This is a genomic window from Sphingobium lactosutens DS20 (assembly GCF_000445105.1).
GTDB classification, from domain to species: domain Bacteria; phylum Pseudomonadota; class Alphaproteobacteria; order Sphingomonadales; family Sphingomonadaceae; genus Sphingobium; species Sphingobium lactosutens.
Map to the genome: position 1 here is coordinate 148406 of NZ_ATDP01000089.1, position 19827 is coordinate 168232.

At 60.9% G+C, this 19827-nt stretch carries 19 protein-coding genes and 2 pseudogenes; 10 read left to right on the plus strand and 11 right to left on the minus strand.

What is annotated here, in order from left to right:
* Positions 1-31 precede the first annotated feature (31 nt).
* Genes RLDS_RS40695 through RLDS_RS40710 form a run of 5 tightly spaced genes read left to right on the plus strand, consistent with a single transcriptional unit; the run spans position 32 to position 6503 of the window.
* The gene (locus RLDS_RS40695) at positions 32-331 is read left to right on the plus strand and encodes a hypothetical protein (RefSeq protein WP_021226174.1); all 300 of its coding nucleotides are present in this window, start codon (positions 32-34) and stop codon (positions 329-331) included.
* Complete coding sequence (locus tag RLDS_RS40700) at positions 328-2427, plus strand: type IV secretion system DNA-binding domain-containing protein (protein WP_021226175.1); 2100 nt, start codon at positions 328-330, stop codon at positions 2425-2427. Before RLDS_RS40695 ends, RLDS_RS40700 begins: the two co-directional genes overlap by 4 nt.
* Positions 2424-5390, plus strand: a complete 2967-nt coding sequence (gene mobF, locus RLDS_RS40705) for a MobF family relaxase (RefSeq protein ID WP_021226176.1) — start codon at positions 2424-2426, stop codon at positions 5388-5390. The genes RLDS_RS40700 and mobF overlap by 4 nt, the downstream gene beginning before the upstream one ends.
* 10 nt (positions 5391-5400) lie before the next feature.
* Positions 5401-5976: a restriction endonuclease gene (locus tag RLDS_RS0128225; RefSeq protein ID WP_021226177.1), complete on the plus strand. Its 576-nt coding sequence runs from the start codon at positions 5401-5403 to the stop codon at positions 5974-5976.
* Positions 5973-6503, plus strand: coding sequence for a lytic transglycosylase domain-containing protein (locus RLDS_RS40710; RefSeq protein WP_021226178.1), 531 nt, complete (start codon positions 5973-5975; stop codon positions 6501-6503). Before RLDS_RS0128225 ends, RLDS_RS40710 begins: the two co-directional genes overlap by 4 nt.
* A 295-nt stretch (positions 6504-6798) precedes the next feature.
* Here the strand turns inward: RLDS_RS40710 and RLDS_RS40715 are convergent, their stop codons facing one another.
* Complete coding sequence (locus RLDS_RS40715) at positions 6799-7200, minus strand: VOC family protein (protein ID WP_021226179.1); 402 nt, start codon at positions 7198-7200, stop codon at positions 6799-6801.
* 124 nt (positions 7201-7324) lie between these two features.
* Between RLDS_RS40715 and RLDS_RS55315 the strand changes: the two genes are divergently transcribed.
* Positions 7325-7486: a transposase gene (locus tag RLDS_RS55315; RefSeq protein WP_201767486.1), complete on the plus strand. Its 162-nt coding sequence runs from the start codon at positions 7325-7327 to the stop codon at positions 7484-7486.
* A 229-nt stretch (positions 7487-7715) separates the two neighbouring features.
* Here the strand turns inward: RLDS_RS55315 and RLDS_RS40720 are convergent, their stop codons facing one another.
* The 5 genes from RLDS_RS40720 to RLDS_RS40735 form a co-directional block, all read right to left on the minus strand.
* On the minus strand, positions 7716-8453 hold the full coding sequence (locus RLDS_RS40720; RefSeq protein ID WP_021226181.1) for an energy transducer TonB: 738 nt from the start codon (positions 8451-8453) through the stop codon (positions 7716-7718).
* A 228-nt stretch (positions 8454-8681) separates the two neighbouring features.
* A complete protein-coding gene (locus RLDS_RS55325; RefSeq protein WP_084514799.1) occupies positions 8682-9782 on the minus strand; it encodes a PepSY-associated TM helix domain-containing protein in 1101 nt (366 codons plus the stop codon).
* Positions 9783-9784: 2 nt separating this feature from the next.
* A complete protein-coding gene (locus RLDS_RS40725) occupies positions 9785-12205 on the minus strand; it encodes a TonB-dependent siderophore receptor (protein ID WP_021226183.1) in 2421 nt (806 codons plus the stop codon).
* Between the two features lie 120 nt (positions 12206-12325).
* The gene (locus RLDS_RS40730; RefSeq protein ID WP_040603789.1) at positions 12326-13297 is read right to left on the minus strand and encodes a FecR family protein; all 972 of its coding nucleotides are present in this window, start codon (positions 13295-13297) and stop codon (positions 12326-12328) included.
* Positions 13298-13401: 104 nt separating this feature from the next.
* On the minus strand, positions 13402-13884 hold the full coding sequence (locus RLDS_RS40735; RefSeq protein ID WP_236616855.1) for an RNA polymerase sigma factor: 483 nt from the start codon (positions 13882-13884) through the stop codon (positions 13402-13404).
* A gap of 81 nt (positions 13885-13965) precedes the next feature.
* On the opposite strand from RLDS_RS40735, the gene RLDS_RS56290 reads away from it, so the two are divergent.
* A complete protein-coding gene (locus tag RLDS_RS56290) occupies positions 13966-14217 on the plus strand; it encodes a zinc-binding dehydrogenase (RefSeq protein ID WP_021226186.1) in 252 nt (83 codons plus the stop codon).
* A 23-nt stretch (positions 14218-14240) separates the two neighbouring features.
* Here the strand turns inward: RLDS_RS56290 and RLDS_RS40745 are convergent, their stop codons facing one another.
* Positions 14241-15134, minus strand: a complete 894-nt coding sequence (locus tag RLDS_RS40745; protein WP_031298193.1) for a LysR family transcriptional regulator — start codon at positions 15132-15134, stop codon at positions 14241-14243.
* Positions 15135-15238: 104 nt separating this feature from the next.
* Between RLDS_RS40745 and RLDS_RS56690 the strand changes: the two genes are divergently transcribed.
* Together RLDS_RS56690 and RLDS_RS40755 are read left to right on the plus strand one after the other, a co-directional pair.
* Positions 15239-15421 carry a hypothetical protein gene (locus RLDS_RS56690; RefSeq protein ID WP_021226188.1) on the plus strand — a complete coding sequence of 61 codons (183 nt, stop codon included), beginning with the start codon at positions 15239-15241 and terminating at the stop codon, positions 15419-15421.
* The gene (locus RLDS_RS40755) at positions 15418-15870 is read left to right on the plus strand and encodes an EAL domain-containing protein (protein WP_021226189.1); all 453 of its coding nucleotides are present in this window, start codon (positions 15418-15420) and stop codon (positions 15868-15870) included. The genes RLDS_RS56690 and RLDS_RS40755 overlap by 4 nt, the downstream gene beginning before the upstream one ends.
* A 427-nt stretch (positions 15871-16297) precedes the next feature.
* Here the strand turns inward: RLDS_RS40755 and RLDS_RS56990 are convergent.
* Positions 16298-16507, minus strand: a pseudogene (locus RLDS_RS56990) (transposase); the annotation flags it as partial.
* Between the two features lie 136 nt (positions 16508-16643).
* Between RLDS_RS56990 and RLDS_RS56995 the strand changes: the two are divergent.
* Positions 16644-16904, plus strand: a pseudogene (locus RLDS_RS56995) (transposase); the annotation flags it as partial.
* Here RLDS_RS56995 and RLDS_RS55970 read toward each other — a convergent pair.
* From RLDS_RS55970 to istA, 3 genes are all read right to left on the minus strand, one after another.
* Positions 16904-17161, minus strand: coding sequence for a hypothetical protein (locus RLDS_RS55970; RefSeq protein ID WP_021226191.1), 258 nt, complete (start codon positions 17159-17161; stop codon positions 16904-16906). The pseudogene RLDS_RS56995 and the gene RLDS_RS55970 overlap by 1 nt on opposite strands.
* Positions 17162-17395: 234 nt before the next feature.
* Entirely contained in the window at positions 17396-18202 is an 807-nt protein-coding gene (gene istB, locus RLDS_RS40765; RefSeq protein ID WP_009821099.1) for an IS21-like element helper ATPase IstB, read from the minus strand.
* Positions 18192-19715 (minus strand): IS21 family transposase, encoded by a 1524-nt coding sequence (istA, locus tag RLDS_RS40770; protein WP_009823850.1) that lies wholly within the window; start codon positions 19713-19715, stop codon positions 18192-18194. The genes istB and istA overlap by 11 nt, the downstream gene beginning before the upstream one ends.
* Positions 19716-19827 lie beyond the last annotated feature (112 nt).

Below are 19827 nucleotides of genomic sequence, written 5' to 3' on the forward strand. Positions count from 1 at the left end.
GGGAAGGTCTCCGAATTAGGAGACGCTTCGCTTGCCCAAGCTTAATTTTCGTCTCGATGAGGCGTTGCACACCGCACTGATGCGTCGCGCTCGCGGCGCGAACCTCCCCTTGTCGGTCTTCATCCGCCAAGTGCTCGAGCAGGCCGTCGATGAGCGCAAGCGCTACGTCTTCTCCTCTCAGGACGAAATCCTCGCTACCGCCATCCAGATTCTCTCGATCCTGGCAACTTCCGTGGGCCAGCAGTCGCCAAAGGCCCTCGAACAAGGCATGACGCAGGCGCGATCGATACTCCTGGAACGCGGTCTCCTAGGTGAGGGGGATCACCCATGAGCATTTTCCGCAACGACACGCTGGGCTCATGGACACGCGGCGGACAGGCGATCGTCCATAACGTCCGAATGACGACGCAGGTCTTCTACCAGACCCTGTTGGCCGGCTTCATAATCTGGATCATCGGCACCCTCTGGTACGCGTTCGAGAAGTCGACAGAGTATGAACGTTTCGTCCTCTTGAAGCTCGCCGAGGCCATGATCAAGGTCGACGCGGCAGCCGGTACCAACGATCCCGTTCAGTTCCGCACGCCCGAAGGCCAGGCCTACTGGACTTCGGCGGACTGGCTCGTTGCATCCAGCCTGGCCAAAAAGACCTTGCACGCGTTCGAGGTCTATCTGCTCCACGGAGCGCTGATCTCGGGACTGTTCAGCCTCGTCATGCTCGCCTGGGCCTGGTTCTATTTCACCCGAACGGGCAGGGGCCTTGGCTCCAATGAATATCTGCGCGGGGCGCGCTTCGGCACGATCCGGCAGGTTAAGCGTGCACTCTGGCGCCAGACCAAAGGGCCGCTGCAGATCGGCAAAGTGCCCGTGCCGGAAGCCTATGAACCGGAACATATTCTCCTGTGCGGGGCGCCTGGCACGGGAAAGACCAACCTCATCATCGGCATGCTCGAGGGCATCCGCAAATCAGGCCGGCGCGCCATCGTCTATGACACCGCGGGCACCTTCGTCGAGAAATTCTACCGGCAGGGCACCGATATGCTCCTCAACCCGCTCGATCAGCGGACGGCGCGCTGGTCGCCCTGGGTCGATGTGCCACGCGACTATCATTATGACCAGATCGCCGAATCCACCATTCCCGACAAGCATGGCGATCCCTTCTGGGCGAAGGCAGCTAGAGGCACGCTGGTCGCGGTGATGCGCAAGCTCGCCCGCCAGAAGCACACCTATGTCTCCGTCCTGCTCGACAGGCTGCTCCGCTCGAAGCTCAAGGACCTTGCAGCCTTTGTCAGCGGTACCGATGCCGCCGCCTTCATCAGCACCGAGGGCGAGCGCACATCCGCAGGCATTCAGGCCGAACTCGCCTCGGTGATGCGCAGTTTCGGCTATCTTGACGATACTGACGACGGCTTCTCGATCCGCGATTGGGTCGAGAAGGGCGAAGAGGGAAGCTGGCTCTTCATCACTGTGAAAGCCGATCAGCTTCCCTCGCTGCGCCCGCTCATCACCGTCTGGCTCGATATCGCGATCAGCGCGATCATGAGCCTGACCCCCGATCGCGACCGCCGCCTCTATTGCGTGATCGATGAATTGCCGACGCTGCAGAAGCTGCCATCGCTCTCGGACTTCCTTGCCCGTGCCCGTAAATATGGCGGGTGCGGCATATTGGGCTTCCAGTCCTATCCGCAACTCGAAGCGACCTATGGCATCCAGGATGCTGCCGCCATCACCGGCTATTGCTCGACCTGGGTCGCGCTGCGAGCCAATGACACAGCGACAGCAAAACATGTCTCGGAAAATCTCGGCCAGGTCGAACAGGTCGAGGCGAACGAGGGCATGTCCTATGGCGTCAACGACATGCGGGACGGCGTCAACCTGTCACGCATGCAGGTGACCCGGCCGCTGGTCATGCCGACCGAGGTCACCAACCTTCCCAATCTTGTCGGCTTCCTTCGCTTTGGCCGCAATCTTCCGGTGGTGCGTTTCGACAGCGCTTTCAACGCTGTTCCGTCGCTGGGACCGGCCTTTCTCGAACGCATCGATCCACCGGTGCTAGTCGACAAGGCCAAAGATCTGGTTCGTATCGCCCATGCCGAAGCCCGGGTGAGGCAAGCCATCGAGCGAGAAAGCGCACAGAATCCGCCACCTCCGACACATCCGCAAGCGGCTGCAGACGTGCCGGAGAAGTCGGCGCCGTCGTCGAAGGCTCCCCGTACGTCACCACGGCAACCCGACCTCTTCAATCCGCCACAGGCGAAGGTCGATCCGAAGCTCGTGGAAGATATCCTGCATGCCAGGGAAGGCGACGACTTGCCCGTCCCGCCCCGCGAGGCCTGGACTATCCTCGCTGGCAAGCAGGGGGAAATCCGCTCCGATCTTGTCCAGCATGGCCGCGATGATGGGCCACGTGAACCAGCTAAGCCGGCATGATCCAGCCTCAGCGTCTGTACGGCAAGCCTGCCAATATCGCCCGCTACTATACGGTCGGGGACTATTACACCAAGGGCGGCGATGAGCCTTCCGAATGGGGCGGAAAACTCGCCGCCGATCTCGGTCTCTCCGGGCCGGTCGATCCCAAAATGTTCCGCGAGCTCCTGGCCGGCAAGGTCGGCGACCAACAACTAGGCCGTTACCGCGCCGACGGAACAATCCAGCATCATCCAGGCTGGGACTTCGCGGTCAATGCGCCCAAGTCCGTTTCTATCATGGCACTGGTCGCCGGCGATGAGCGTGTGCTGGCAGCTCATGAACAGGCGGTGACGGCAGCGATCGGCTATCTGGAGGAACAGGCGCAACTGCGCCGCCGTGAGGAGGGCAAGATCGTCCATGAAACGACCGGGCGCATCCTCGTAGCCCGGTTCACCGAACATGGCAGCCGCGAACTCGACCCGCATCTCCACACCCATGTCGTCGTCCTCAACATGACCAACCGCCAGGATGGCGATCCGATGGCGAGCCTGGAAAGCAGGGTCATGTATGGCGAGCAGCGCGTTGCCGGACAGATCTACCGCAATGCGCTGGCCTTCGCCTTGCGCGAAGCGGGGCACCAGATCGATTTTGATCCGCGCACCGGCCTGTTCGAGATACGCGGCGTTCCCCAATCCCTGATCGAAAAATTCTCACAGCGCGCCGAGGAGATCGAGGAGCATGCACGCGAGCATGGCCTGGTCGGCCAGAAGGCGCAGCGCGCCTCCTTCTATGCGACGCGCAAGGCCAAGGTGAAGATCGGTCATGACGAACTCTTCGCACAGTGGCACCAGCGTACCGGCGCATTGCTCGACGTGCTGGAGAAGATCGTTGCCGCCGGCAGGGAGCGCGAAGGAGAGCACCTGTCTCCCACGGACAGGGAAGCGTCCCGCGCAGCGCTCTTCGGGCTGCGGCAACTGGAAACCACCGAAGCGGTCAACAACCTGGGCGATATCTTGCGCACCGGTCTTGCCGCCCATGTCGGAGAGGTTCGGCTGGAGGATGTGCGGCCGCGGATCGAAAACCACGAAGCGATCCGCAAACTGCTGCCGACGCACGAGCAAACTGGCGACAAGATTCTGACGCGCGGGCGGACCAGCCGCAAGTCCTGGCGGCTTGAACTGGCCCTGACCCAGCATATCGCCCTTGGCCTTGGCGATGCCCGGCCCATCGCATCGAGCGACCGTGTTCTGCGTGCCCTCAAGGACACCATATTGAATCAGGAACAGCAACGCGCGCTTGTCGAAACGGCGCTGACGCGTGACCGGATCACTGGTATCCACGGCGTCGCGGGTTCCGGCAAATCGACACTGGTGAAGATTCTCGGCGAGGCGGCCGAACCCGGCACGACGCTGATCGCACTAGCGCCCACATCCTCAGCGGCGGCGGAACTGGGGACCAAGGCGAACATCGCTTCCCATACCGTTGCGAGTTTCGTTGCCCGTGGCGGGCAGGGGATCACCGACAGTCATGTCCTCGTGCTCGACGAGGCGGGCCAATTGGGTAACCGTCAGGCTCGGCGCTTGCTGGAGATCAGCAGGGCGACAGGCGCGCGGCTGTTGCTGCTGGGGGACGAGAAACAGACCGGCGCCATCGAGCAGGGCAAACCCTTCTGGCTGATGCGTCGCCTCGGTCTCCCGACCGTCGAACTGACGGAGGCGGTGCGACAGGAAACCAGGACCATCAAATCGGCCGTGACGGCGGCCCGCGCAGGCAATTTCGCGGTTGCCCTCGGCAAACTCGACAGCGTCAACACGGCCGGCGACAACGAAGAGATGGCCACCCAGGTCGTTAACGCATGGGTCCGCCTCAAGGCGGAAACACGGACCGGAACGAACATTCTGGTTCTCGACAACGCGACGCGGCTGATCGTCAACAGCAAGATCCGCGAGGCGCTGAGAAATGAAAGCGCGCTCGCTGCCGAGGATAGCCGGCTCTCCATCCTCGCCCCTGCCGGCCTTACCGACATCGAGAAGCATATGGCCCGCTTCTACGGAGCAGGGCAGGTTGTACGGTTCGACCGCGACATTGCCAGCCTGGGTGTAGCGCGCAGCGCGGACTATCGTGTGGTCGGACTGGGACGGGACGGCAACGGCCGCCAGGTCGTCCGTCTTGTCGATGAGCAGGGACGCACCATCAAATGGGATCCGCAGACCACCAAGGCGCGGCATATCAATGTGTTCAATCCCGAAGAACGGGAACTGGCACAAGGCGACCGCATCCAATGGCGTCTCGTCAATCGCGATCTCGATCTGCGCAACGCCGAGCGCGGCACGGTGGAGAAGCTGGACGGAGACATGGCCACAATCCGCTGGGATCGCGGCGGGCGTGTCCAGCAAGTCAATCTGTCTGAACACCGAACCTGGGATCATGGCTATGCCGAGACCGTCTATTCCTCCCAGTCGAAGACCTATCCGCGCGTTTTCGTTCTGGCACCCGTTGAGTCGCCGCTGGTCAATGCCCAGAATTTCTACACCGCCATTACCCGCGCGATGTACGGCGTGCGGCTATGGACCAATGACGTCAAGGAATTGATCGCCAAGCTGGAACGCCAGTCCGGGGAGAAGACCTCTTCCGCCGAAGGGCTGGGGCGTATGAAGCAAAATCAGGTCGTTGCCCTCGGTGCGCGCCATGAAGGACGCCTCGCAACACTCAAGACCGAACAGGAACAGATGCGCACGCAGCGTCGCGATCGTGCGCTCGAAGGTTACCTCAACCGTCGGGATGCGCCGCCGCGAGGGACAGCCGAACATCTCGCCGAAGGCGCCCGAAGTATCGCGCAGGTACTTGACCGGTTTCTGGGCGGCATCCTCGATCATGCGCGTGCGCAGCGCGATGCCCCTCACATCGAGGCGCCGGCCCCGGTGGCAGAGCAACCGCGATCACCACAGCCTCATTCCGAACCTGCCCATGGGCCCGAACGATAAGGTCACCGCCATGCTGCTTGCCCTTTCCGCTATTGTCGTCGCCCTGCTGGTTCTGTTGCTCCACCGCGCCCGCGTGCCGATACGCCATCGCTGGCGCCGTCGACAGGCGAGGACCATGGCGCTTCAACTCAGTGGGAAAGATCGTCTGCAGCCACCCCAGCTTCTCTATGCGCGCCTACGGGCCATGGATCCCCTGGCATTCGAGGAACTACTGCTCGAATGTTTCGAGCGACGCGGGCATGGGGTTGTTCGAGGCCGCCGCTACACTGGTGATGGCGGAATTGATGGGCAGGTCATGATCGAGGGCGAGATCTGGCTGATCCAGGCCAAACGCTATGCTGACGCTATCCGTCCGGAGCATGTCGCAGCCTTCGAAGCACTGTGCCGTGCGAAAGGGCGACGAGGCCTGTTCATCCATACCGGCCGCACAGGCCCGCAAAGCCGCGTGATGACGGCCGGCAGCGACCGGGTTGCTATCGTCTCCGGCCGCACGCTCCTGTCTCTTGTGACCGGCGGCCCCATGCCAGATCTGACGGCCCCGCAGCTGTTACGCTCCCCAAAATACCCGAACAGGAGACAGATATGATGTGGGCCATATCCAAACTCTTGTGGCCGGCCATGCTTTTAGCGGCGCTATTACCGCAACCCGCTTCGGCGAAATCGCGAAGTGCGCAGGATGAGCGCGTCATTGCAGCATGCATCCACCATGCGTCGCTGGGGCGACCTTGGCTGGAAAAAACCCTTTGGGGACTGCGCGACCAAGAAGGAGGTTGGATCGGCGCGGAGGTCGAAAACACGAACGGAAGTCATGATCTCGGACCTATGCAGGTGAATAGTTGGTGGATCACGCGACTTGCAGCGCAAGTCGGGAAGCCTGCAGCCCAAGTCCGCCATTGGTTAAAGTTTGACGCCTGCTTCAACGCAGAAGCGGCTCGCTGGGTATTCCTGTCGGCTTTACGGGCGACAGGCGATTATTGGAAAGCCGTGGGCGTCTATCACAGTCCCACGGCCTGGCGGCAACGCCGTTACACGGCCTCGGTTGTCGACCATCTCCGAAGCCGCTTCGGCGCAAACATATTCGTCTCACCGCAAAAGATCGATGTTCAGGAATAGCATATTTCCAGACCAGTCTCAGAGCTGCCTCGCTCCTGATCCCAGAGGTCACTGTAAGCCGGAGGGTACTTCCTCGCGATCTTGGCGCTTCGCCAACTTTGCCACGCAAGGCGCTATGGCGACCTGCTCGGACTTTGTAACGAAGTGCGACGCTCGCCAGGAACGGCGAAGTTCAGCACTCGCCAGTTCCAGTGCTGTTGTTGCGCTTGATTCGCAAAATGGTGTATGCGTGACACCAGTCCACCAACGCCCTTGCCTTGTCACGCTTGCTGCGAGCAAACCGCAGATCACCACATCAGTCGTCGCCGGTGAAAGTGTAGCTGCAGATCTTGTTGCCAGCCGGGTCGCGCAGATAAGCGGCATAGGCTCCGGGAAGGTGGTTGCTTGGTCCGGGTGCCCCTTCGTCCGCACCACCAACGGCAAGGCTGGCGGCGTGAAAGGCGTCGCCGTCTGCCGGGCCGTCTGCGGCGAAGCCGATGGTGACACCGTTGCTCCAGGGCACTTCGCCATTGCCTGGTCGTGCGATTATGAACGCAGGCTTGTTTTTTCCGTAGAGAATCCAGCTGGGGCCGAATGGGCCAAGATTTTGAATGCCCAGCGCGCCAAGGGTGGCATCGTAGGACTTCGCCGGGAGATCGGCGTCGGCTGCGCCGATAAACACATGCGAAAAGATGTCATCACCGGAAATGACTGCCACTGTTTGTGCTCCTTCAGTTGATTTCTGCGCTTCTTCCGAAGCGCTCAATGAGGCGGTTTGCCACGTTGGTACGGATCGGTGCTCCGGCCAGTAGCTTGTCCTAGGTATTATGAGACCTGTGCGCGTGCGCGCCCGCATCGAGAAGATCTTCGATACATGGAAGCGATGCTACGGCCTGCGCCGAATGCGATGGCGAGGTCTCGCCAAAGCCGCCGTCCAAATCCACCTCACCGCCATTGCCTACAACCTCAAGCGCACGATGAATATTCTCTCCGTTCCAGCATGATATCGCATTCGACCGCCAAGCGCAGGCCGGATCGATAACTCATCGAATATCTGCGCGAATTTCAAAGCTCTACGCCCACCCGCGCACAGGTCTCATTAGTCGACTTCAAGGCTAAAAATTCGGTGCATGCCCGAAATTTGACCAAGCCGCGGGATCGTGACCGGCGACCACAGCAAGTATCGCCATTACGTGGCGTTCGGTCGCCGGCGCAGTGGCACCGAATGGACCGTCATTTCATGTAGAACTCGATCGGGACCGACAGTTCGACTTCGTCGGGCCGATCGGCAGGGATTTTGGGCATCGGACCGGCGCGCCGTAGCGTCTCGAGCGCAGCCTGATCGAGCACCGTATAGCCCGAGCTGCGCACCAACGCCGATGATAAAACATGGCCATCGCGGCCGAGGCGGAAGCGGATATAGACGACGCCCTGCTGGCGCGCGCTACGCGCAGAACCTGGATATCGTCGGAACTTTTCCAATCGTGCCAGCACACGCCCTTCCCAAGTGTCGGGGGCATTACTGGCCGCCTGCGGCGCTGGGGGTGCCGGCGCGGTTTTAGGCGCCGCTGTCACGGGCTGCGATGGCGCTGGTGCGGGTGTCGCGACGGGCTGGAGCTGTGCTGTCTGGACAGTGGGTATCAGCGGGATCGGCCGGATGATCGAATCGACTTTTGACGGGGTCGGCTCCTTTTCCTGCTTCTCGACCGGCTTGGGTGCTTCTTTCGGTTTCGGAGGCGTCTCGGGAGGGGAGGCGAGGGGGAGCAGCGTCACAACCAGCGACGCGCTAGGCTTGGGTATTGGCGGGGGGGACTCGAACAACAGGAATAGGGCCGCCCCTACCAGCGCATAGATGACGCTTGTGCCCAAGAAGCCGAGTACACGCCGGCCAGAGGACGGAGCGTAACCATACCGTTCGGCGGGGAGCGACAGGACGATGGGCGCGGTATCAGGCTCGTAGTCGTCTGCCATCGCATCCTCCTGTGGTTCAGGACGAACGAGCGCGAGCATGGTGCCTCCCTGGACGAACGCGGCGAATATGATTGACTATTACCAGCAGTGGAGCGGCGAGCGCCGCCCAGGATAGCCACCACAAGATACCATCATCACCGACCAAAGCAAAAAGCAGACCGAACACTGTCAGCAATGCGAGACTGATCGGCCAGCTCCATTGCTGATAAAAAATAGAGGTGCGCCGTTTCATTCGGTAGCTTTCAGTAGATCGACGGATTGGGGAGCCGAGTAAAGTTCGCGCGGCGCGTTACAACCTGCGCGTTTGCGCTTGCCGAACCAGAGATAGACGCCGCTACCCAAAACGGCGATGGCTATCACGTCGAGCAGCGCCCACAGGACTTTGAGCGGCATCCCGCCATAGTCCCCGAAATGCAGTGGCCGCGACATATCGAGGAGGCGCAGATACCAAGGCATCAGCAACACACCTATCCCGTTTTGCTGCCCGGTCAGTGCGTTGACGGCGACGGGCGCCGTCAGACGCTTCGTGAGCGTCGTGGTGCCGCTCCCCCACACCAGATAATAGCCTGGAATGCCAGGCGCCCTCCCGGGGAAGATCACCGTTTCGAACCGCATATCCGGCGCGACCCGCCGCGCCGACGCCAACGCTTGATCCGGACCGATCGTCAAGGCCTTCGCTTCGACAGAGGGAAGCGTCTGGCTGATCTCATTTCGCCACGCGTTGAACAGCGGACGTTCGATTGCGTTCATGCATCCCGTTGCGGTTACGACCGAGAGCCAAGCAGCTGATGAAATTCCCATGACATTGTGTCGATCGAGCCATGCAAGACGGCGGCTGCGTCCCCCTCGAATGTCGCCAAATGGCCTGCTGCCTGCGAACGGCGCGTAGACCATGATGCCGGAGATGACCGACAGCAGAGCCGTTAGTCCTACACCGGCAATGAACAATTGTCCCGGCAGTCCCGCGAACAATTCACCATGTAGGGCGAGAAGAAGGCCGGTTATGCCCGGCGGTTTGGACTGGCCAGCATCCTTTGGGAGGCCGCTCTGCCCGTCGAACAGAAGCGGCCTGCCCCCGCCCATGCGACCGAGATAAACCACCCCCTCGTCTTCGGAGGCACGAACGAAGGACGGCTCCACTCCGCTTCGACGAACGATTGCGTCAAGCGAGGCGGTTACCGGGGCAACCATCGCACTCCCGCTCCCCTCGATCTCGTCACTGAAGATTAGTGGCAGGCCAGTGCAGCAGAGGATCAGGAGAAACAGCGTACAAGCGAGGCTACTCCACTCGTGAATCCATCGCCACCGCCGCAAAGACCTGCCTGACATAATCAGAAGCCCTTGCGGAGAGTGAGGGTAAATGCCCGTGGCTCGCCGTATATGCTGTAAAAGCGGGCAGGCGCCCGTGCGAAATACGTCTTGTCGAAGAGGTTGGTGACGCTAAGCGTAGCCGACAATTGCTGATCAAGCCGGTAGCCGATCTGCACATCTGCGACAGCATATGAGCTCTGGACCGGACCGCCACGCGATGTCTTGCTCTGGGCGCGCAGGCCGCCACCAATCTGGAATCCCGGCCTGTCGACATTGCCAATTCGGTAGGTGTTCCAGAACTTGAAGCTGTTCTTGGGCTCCTCCGTGTCGAATATATTGCCTTGTCCGGTTACTGCCTTCAGCGTCTTGCTTTCGAGATACGTGTATCCGACAAACAGGCTCCATCCCGGCAAGGGTTCGCCACTGGCCTCCAACTCGATACCCTGGCTGCGCACCTTTCCGGCTGCAATGTAATAAGCCGGTGTCCCGGGGTGATCTGGATCGAGATAAGCTCGATTGTTGTCGGTCAGGCGGAAGAGCGCGCCCGAGAGATTGAGGGCGCCATCGAACAGAGCGCCCTTGGCGCCAACCTCGAATTGATCGCCTTCCCGAGGATCGATCATGCTACCACTGAAGCGCAGACTATTCTGGGGCACGAAGATGCTGGAATAGCTGCCGTAGAGGCTGATGGCAGGCGTCACCTTCCAAATGACCCCTGCGGACGGCGTGAAATGCCCTGTGGCCTCCGCGCCATTCGTATACGGACCGGTCTGTGCAACGCCCGTGCGGGTCTTGCTGCGATAGGTCGTCAACCGGCCGCCTAGCACGAGCGTCAGAGGATCGGCGAGACTTATTCTTGCTTGGCCGTAGGCGCCATATTGTTCGGTCCGAGCATCCGACGCGTAGGTAAATGGGATGGCTCGCTCAGGCACGGCGATGTCGAATATATTCGCGACCGTCGTCCCGAACGATCCGGAGCGGCTAAGGTTGTCGGTCCAGGCATAGTTGGCGCCGATCAATAATTCGTGCGTTCGGCCGAACAGATCGATTGGGCCGCTGACATTGGCGTCAGCACCGAACCACTCTCGCGAGCCGCTCTGGCTCTGTAGCGTATAAGCGGCGCTGTTGTTCAGGTTGACTAGGCCGCCGACATAACCATAACCACTGTTTCCACCTTGATAGCGATAGTTAGCGCTGATCTTGGCGGCCCAGCCATTTGCGAAATGGTGATCCAGAGACGCGTAGGCTTCGCGGGTCCTGGTGTAGCTTTGGGCCCAGTCGACACCGAAGAAGGTCGATCGATCGCGCTCGACTGCCGTTCCGTTAACATAGGCGCCGGGACCGTAATCGAATGGAGCCTGCTTTTGATCCTGGATCGTGCCCGATAAAGTGAAGATGGTCGCCGGGTCGAGATCAAATTCAAGGATGCCGTAGGCCAGTCCGTGGCGCTCATGCGCTTCGTCGGTGAAAAAGTCGCGATCCTGCCCGCTGACAACAGCCCGGCCCCGGATCGTGCCTGCGGCGTTGAGTGGGCCGGTCACGTCGAAATCGCCATGAAAGTTGTTCCAGCTGCCACCCATTAGGCTGGCTGCCCATCCGAACCTATCATGGGGGCGCTTGCGAACGAGGTTCACGGTGCCCGCCGGTTCGCCGGAGCCCTGGAGTAAGCCAGAAGGCCCGCGCAATACTTCGACGCGATCGTAGATGGAAAGGTCGAACTGGCGCAGATACTGGATGGCGCTGTTTGCGGGCAGCCCGTCGAACTGCACTTCGGCCGGATATCCCCGAATTTGAAAATAGGCCGTGCCATCACCGTAAGTCACGGCGGTTACGCCGGTGGTCTGGCGAAGCGCATCTTCTAGTGAGACAATATTCTGATCGTCCATCCGCTGTCGCGTGATAACGCTCACTGATTGCGGAATGTCGAGCAGCGATTGCGCGCTCTTGCCGGCGACGGTTGCAGCCCGCGCTGCATAGCTGCGCGAACGGTCGGTAGCGGCTACATCCGTCTTCGGAGTTGCGATGGCGTTGCCACCCTGATCGTCTCCCGCGACGCGTACTGCTCCTAGTTGTATCGTGCCGGCTGCCGCAGTTGGCGCGGGTTCCAGCGTAAACGCGCCGGGCCCAGTCTGGCGATAGGTCAGACCGCTGCCCGCGAGAACGCGTGACAGAGCTTCCGCCGGTCCATAGCTGCCCTTAAGGCCGGCGCTGATCGCGTTCTGCGCCAGCGGGGCATCATAGACCACGGCCACACCGCTCGCTTCGATGAAGCGGCTGAGAACGGCCGGGAGAGGCCCTGCCGGGATGTCATAGCTTCGTGTCTCCTGCGCCATCGCTGGCGTCACAAGTGTCACGCTCACCCCGAGCGCGGTCGTTGCCAACAGGCTCGACGCTATCACCCCTCGCAGCCCATTGGCTGCCGTGCCATTGAAAATCCGCAACGTTCCTTATCCCCCAATATGAAATGAGGGGACCGACTCTCGCTATTGAGAACGATCCTCAAATCTCAGACGCTCGGGGGCTGTCCGATGTAGACGTTGGCACGCACTTTTTTTCTGGCATCAGCCGTGGAGGAAGATCAGCCGATCGGTGAGCCGCGTCGAGCGGATGCCAAGGGTGCGCTGGAGAGTATCCACCGCGCTCACCGGATCATCGGTACTGAAGCCACCGCTTACCCGACGCGCCCGAAGGTCCGAGCCCAGCACCCGCATATAGCCGGGGTGATAGCGGTTCAACTCGGCCACGACCTCGCCGAGCGGCCGATCAACGAATACCAGCGTGCCGTGCGTCCAGGCCGCGATTGCGATGGCATCGACGCCATGCGCCGGCTCGATACCGCTTGGACCGTAGCGTGTCGCTTCGCCCTCGGGAACGACGCGGCTGCCTTCCGGTGGCGCGGGCCAAGCGACGCGAACACGATGCTCTGTCACCGTCACTTGCGTTTCGTCGCCTTCGCGGCGGACGATGAAGCGCGTGCCCAAAGCCGTCGTCGATCCGCCGCCCGCCTCGACCGTAAAGGGGCGGCCCCGATCGGGCGCGACTGTGAAAGCGGCTTCGCCCTTGAGCAAGCGAATGACACGGCGGTTGCCGCTGTAGTCGATCGCGATCGCGCTGTCGGTATTGAGCTGGACGACCGATCCGTCGCTAAGTGGAATGGTGCGCCGCTCGCCAGTCGCAGTCATGGCATCGGCGCGCAGCCGGGTCGGCCAATCATCCGCAGCACCGATCACGATGAGGGCGAGGCTCGCCGCCAACGCCGGCCCCATCCAACGTAGTGAGCGCCTTGGCCGTGGTTTCGGACGTGAGGCTGCGATGCCATAACGGTCGCGCAGCGCAGACTTGACCTGCCTGCCGCTCATAGCCCGCCAATAAGATTCTACCTGGGCGAAAGCGCTGGCGTGACGGGGGTCGGCCGCGAGCCATTCCGCCAGCTCGTCCTCATCGGCGTCCGTCATAGTGCCGGCGTCACGCGCCGTCACCCAGCGCGAGGCCGCGTCTCTGAGTTCCTTCGATATGGGTTGATCCGCTGCCAAGTCTTGCCTCCCCTGTCACACAGCCAAGCGTGACAGCACGAGCCATTCATAGACTATGACGTTTGGAAATGGCCCATGTAGACGTGACCACCGTGAAATATCGATCATTCGTCGGTTTCTTGAATCCGCGCCAACAGATGCCGGAGCGCATTGTCCATGTGGCGCGCGACCATGCTCCGGGTGATGCCGAGGCGTCGCGAGATCTCATTCACCGGCAATTCCTCGAACTTGCGCATTAAAAACACTTGGCGACAGCGCGGCGTTAGCTCCTCGACGCCCGCCAGCAGCCGCTCAAGCTGTTCGCGATCAAGCATCTGGCGATCCGCCAGCGGCGCTTCGCATGCCACGTCCGGCACGGGGGCGATCACATCGAATAGGGCATAATTGCGCTTTTCCGCGCGCAGCCAGTCCATTGCGAGATTGGTGGCGAGCCGATGGAGGAAAGCACGCTTGTTCAGGATTGGTGGATCATCCTCGACCCGTTGGACCTTGAAATAAAGGTTCTGAGTCAAGTCTTCAGCCGCCGGCTCGCTGCCGAGCAACCGCGCGAGCCGGCGCACGAGCGAAGGGCGCTCGGCGATCAGCATTCGGGACAGGGCAACGGCGTTCGACGACATTGCTGCACAGCCTTAACAAATTGCGAATTACTCGCAATAAAAAAGCGATCGATGTTTGCGGCCCTTCTATGGCCGAGATGGATTTATATTCGTCAAAATCACCGAGACGTCGCGCGCGCATGTAAGAGAGCATATGCCACTGACCTGTCGGTATACCGTCAGTCGCTCGAAGCCTTGCTCGACATGATGCAGAAGGGCGTCTCGGCCGAAATTGGTCGTGAATACGCCTTGGCTGACGCCGCACAGGCCCAATCGGATCTGGAGGCGGGCCGCACGACTGGAAGCCTGTTGCTGATGCCCTGATGCGACGGTCACGCTCGCTGACGCTAGGCCCGGCGATCGGTGTCCCTCAGCAGGAAATCCCGCACATAGACGACACGGGGATGGCGCAGTGCAGGCTTGTTCCAGGCGAGATAGAGCGTGTTTTCCGGTATCCCGCCCGGCGTCGACAGCACGGCGAGCTGGCCCGCCGTGACCGCATCCGCGCAGAGATAGTCGGGAAGCATCGTCCAGCCCGCACCGGCCTTCGCCATCTCCAGCAGAAGGCGCAAGTCTGGCGCGGTCGCAACGGCCTGCATGTCGGGGGTTTTGTCGAATATCCGCTCGAAGAACTCGCGCACCAACGGCAGGGTCTCGCCATAGGCGATGCACGGCAGGCCGCATAGAAAGTCGGCCGTCACGCTCCTGGCCTTCGCCCGCTCGGCGAGACCCGGAGCCGCCACCGGCAGCAAGCGTTCGCGCCCCAATTCCGCGAACCCATGCGCTTTGCCTTCGGGCGGTGAAGCGGTGACGGCCAGATCGGCATGGCCTTCATCGAGCGCGGCATAGATGCGCGCGCGATCCCCGGTCTGGATGCGCAGCCGCAAGCCTTCGGACGTCAGAGGCGCGAGCCTGGGCGCAATCCGCAGCGACAGATATTCGACCGGGCCGACGATATGCACCGTGCCGCTCAGGCGGTAAGAGCGCGCCTGCGCCGCGCCCATGGTCGCCTCGATCCCATCGAGATGGGCTGCGACCGAACGCGCAAGATCCTCGGCCGCCGGCGTCGGGGCGACGCCGCGCGCTTGCCGGACAAACAGCGGCTTGCCCAACATCGTTTCCAGCGCCGCGATATGTGCCGAGGCGGCCGGCTGGGTAATGCCGAGCCGCTGCGCCGCCCGCGTCAGCGAACCAGCGCGATAGGCGTCAAGAAATGTGCGCAGGTAGATGAGGTGGTTCATGCTCGACAAGCCATAGGAATATCTATGGCTGATAGCATAAGGAACGATTTCTGTCATGGCTTTGGATCGGGCAGGCTCACGCGACCCATTCAAGGAGCGGCCCCATGACCGAACTTATTTCCCAGATCAAAATCCTGTTCATCCTCACCTCCGCCAGCACCATGGGCGTCAGCGACAAGCCGACCGGCCTCTGGTTCGAGGAACTGGCGACGCCTTATTATGCGTTCCTCGACAACGGTGCGTCGGTAAGGGTAGGCTCGCGCCAACCGTACTGGAAGCGCTGGTGAGTTCCGGCCTCGTTCTAGATCGACTGGAAATCGAAGTTACCGAGACCGCGCTGCTCAACGAGGAACACGACGCCATCGGCGATCTGCGCCGGCTTCGCGACATGGGTGTGAGGGTGGCGCTCGACGATTTCGGAACCGGATATTCCTCACTGGCCCATCTGCGCGCCTTCCCATTCGACAAGATCAAGATCGATGGCTCTTTCGTTAAAGACGCAGTCGAGCGTCCGGATTGCGCCGCTGTGGTCAGGGCTATCGCCGACCTCGGAAAGAGCCTTGGCGTGACCACTGTCGCAGAAGGCGTCGAAACCCAAGCTCACTTCGATCGGGTGAAAAAGGAAGGATGTATTGAAGTGCAGGGCTATTTCTTCAGCCGCCCAATGCCAAGCGAGAATGATGCGGCAATCGTTACCGAACTGAACAATAAGAGAACAAGGGTTGCAAGACCATGACCACATGAGTGCGCCGAAGGCAGCCAATCACACCACGACGGCAAAACACCATCCAAATATGGCTTCGAACCAGTGACCGTATCGATGGCTGCCCGCCGTCGATACGCGGTCGTGCTCACGTAAAAGGCTATTGGGACTGAAAGGCCGATCGTGCTGGGATATCGTACCGCTAAATGAGAACCTGCAGCAAAAGTTGGCTTCGGTAGCTGCGCATCCCCGCAACCACCGGAACCGACATTTGGGGCGAATGTCGGCCTCGGTTTAACCCAGTCCCCGCAACCAACATCAATCACAACGATACCGCCAACGCCCAGCGCTGGCGGCTTTCCTGCGTCTACCGCCCCCCGCCTGTGAAGCTTGGGCAAGGCGCCTGGCTCCCATCATCACGTCATCTTCCCGGGCCGACATGGATTGTCGTTGGGGGATGTTTTTTTAAGATGTCGCGCTCCACCTTTAGCTTGGCCGCTTCGCGACGCAGACGATCGATCTCCAACTGTTCCGGCTTCATATGCTCAGGCCTGGCAAATGCGTCCCCTATATCGTTAGCGAACTCCTTCACCTACTTGCGCAGCCTGTTCTCGTGCACAGCCGAATCGCGAGAGGCCTCGAAGACTGCGACACAAAGCCCGCGCACCAACCTTGCCGCCTCAGGCTTGAACTCGCGGCTGAACTTCTTTCATTACATCGTGGACCTCCGATAGGTGGACCCATTCTATCTCGGTATCCACCAAATCGCCCCGTCATTACCCGCAGGCGGATGCAATAGCGCAAGTACCAGAACCGGCTTCATCGACGAGACCTGGGCCAAGACCGACATGACTCGCACACATGGCCGCGCCCTGCGCGCTCGACGCGCCGATCAACGGCCTGCTCTTTCTCGCCTATGTCGAGCAGTTCCCCTCGCACCCATGCTGGCTGCCGGCGACGTTATCATCATGGACAATCTGGGTAGCTACAAAGGCCAGGCCATCCGCAATTGCCGGACCGGGCTTCTGTTCCTTCCGCCATATAGCCCCGACTTCAACCCGATCGATTAGAGCAATTCACATTGACGGTTGATATCCAGCGGCCTGGAAGAAGGCGGCACATTCGCAGGGCGGGAAGTGATCAAGCAGTTCGCCGATGCGCTGGACAAGAGCATCGACGGTTCTGGCTGGCTGCTGGCGCAGAAGCGCCCGGCATCGCCGGTCAGCCGCCGCCGAATCCGCGCCTTGTAGACATAGGCCACGCTGACCTTGAAGAGCGCTGCTGCCTCGCGAACCGGCAGCACGCCGTCCACCGCCGCCAGCACCCGATCACGCAAATCCTGCGAGTAACTCTGCCCAGATCGCCCACCCATCGCTGCCTCCGTTGTGACGGACAACTATGAATCACACGATCAGCAAAAAAATCCCTCGCGATTACGCCCATCGTGAACCCGCTCTAGGGCTTCGCCAGACTCGAGACACTCCTGCGAAAGGCCAACGTGTTGATTTCCACTGAGAAGTGACCCGGGTTTTCCATCGAGAAGTGACCCGTCTGCGGATTATGTTTCGGGTGTCACGGGTGGGTCAACCCGTGGTTTTCTCTTTTGGGTTCTGGCCTGCTTGGCAGAGCTGTTTTTGAAGCGGAAGCTATCGTTGCCGGTCTCCAGGATGTGGCAGTGATGGGTAAGCCGATCGAGGAGCGCCGTGGTCATTTTGGCGTCGCCGAACACGGTGGCCCATTCGCTGAAGCTCAGGTTTGTGGTGATGATGACGCTGGTGCGCTCGTAGAGTTTGCTCAGCAGGTGGAAGAGCAGCGCGCCACCTGAAGCACTGAACGGCAGATATCCAAGCTCATCCAGGATAACGAGATCGGAGTGCAGGAGGCGATTGGCGATCTGACCGGCCTTGCCCTGTGCTTTTTCCTGCTCGAGCGCATTGACCAGTTCGACCGTCGAGAAGAAGCGGACGCGCTTTCGATGATGTTCGATGGCCTGGATGCCCAGCGCCGTTGCCACATGGCTCTTGCCGGTGCCAGGACCGCCGACCAGCACGATATTGTCGGCGATGTCGATGAAGTCGCAGCGATGCAACTGACGCACCAGAGCTTCATTGACCTCGCTACTGGTAAAGTCGAAGCCGGCCAGATCGCGATAGACAGGGAAGCGCGCGATCTTGAGCTGATAGGCCACAGACCGAACCTCCCGTTCTGCTGTCTCGGCTTTGAGTAACTGGGAGAGGATCGGGATGGCGGCTTCGAACGCTGGAGATCCCTGTTCCATGAGATCGGTGACGGCCTGCGCCATGCCATGCATCTTGAGGCTGCGGAGCATGACGACGATGGCGCCGCTGGCAGGGTCATGACGCATGACGCTTCTCCTTGCGCAGATCATCATAGCGTTCGACATTGGCCATCGGTTCGCTGACCAGCTTGAGCGCCTGGGGCGCCGTCACCGGCGGCGTGGAGATCGGTTTTCCGTCGACCAGCCTATAGAGCAGATTGAGGATATGGGTCTTGGTCGGAACGCCAGCCTCCAGCGCCATGGTGACCGCCGTCAGCACCAGTTGCTCATCATGATGAAGAACCAGCGCCAGTATTTCGACCATTTCCCTGTCGCCGCCGGGATTGCGCAACAGATGTCGCTGCAGACGCTGGAACGCATCGGGTAGCTCAAGGAAGGGCGCACCGTTGCGCAGGGCGCCGGGCTTGCGCTGCACGACCGCCAGATAATGGCGCCAGTCATAAACCGTATGACCTGGACCGTCGTGAGAGCGGTTGATGATGCGCTGATGTGCGCAGATTGGCTGCCCCTCGGCGACGACCTGGAAGCGATCAGGATAGACGCGCAGGCTGACAGTGCGATTGGCGAAAGAGGCCGGTACGCTGTAGCGATTGCGCTCAAAGTGGATGAGGCACGTCGGCGATACCCGTTTGCGATATTCCACAAAACCATCGAAGGGCCTGCCCGCAACCATCAGACACTCAGATTCATCGGCCCAGGCATTGGCAACCGATCCGGGTTCGATCCCGTGAGGGATGTCCTCCCATAACGCCTTGCAGCGCTCCTCCAGCCACAGGTTCAGCGCATCAAGGCTTTCGACCTGCGGCGTGGGTTGCCACAGACGGTGCCGCGCATCCTGGACATTCTTCTCGACCTGCCCCTTTTCCCATCCCGCAGCCGGGTTACAGAACTCAGCTTCGAACAGATAGTGGCTGACCATCGTCAGGAAGCGTGCGTTGACGGTGCGTTCCTTGCCACGCCCGACCTTGTCGACGGCCGTGCGCATATTGTCATAGATACCCCGGCGCGGCACGCCGCCCAGCACGCGGAAGGCGTGATTATGGGCGTCGAACAGCATCTCATGGGTTTGCAGCAGGTAGGCGCGCACGATGAATGCCCGGCTGTAACTGAGCTTGAAATGCGCGACCTGCAGCTTGGTCCGAACCCCGGCGATGATTGCCCAGTCCTCACTCCAATCAAACTGGAAAGCTTCCCCCGGCGCGAACGACAGGGGCACGAATGTCCCACGCCCGCCAATCTGTTGCTGGCGCCGATAATCTTCGCGCCAGTCCCGAGCAAAAGCGGCAACCCGGTTGTAGGATCCTTCATAACCCAGGCTCACCAAATCGGCGTGAAACTGCTTGATCGTGCGCTTCTGCTTGCGCGATCGGCCCATATCGCGCCGCAGCCAGGCCGCCAGATGCTCAGCAAATGGGTCCAGTTTGCTTGGTCGATCAGGCACCTTGAACCGCGGATCGATCGTCTCGGACCGCAAATATTTGCGGATCGTGTTGCGTGATAGTCCGGTGCGCCGCGCTATCTCCCGGATCGGTAGATGATCGCGAAAATGCCAGCGCCGGATAACGCTCAATAACGCCATGTCCAACACTCCATATACCCTCGCTTGTCAAAGCCAGGGACGAGTTCAACATGGGTCAATTCTCAGTGGAAATTTACGCCCTACCCGGGTCACTTCTCAGTGGAAATCAACA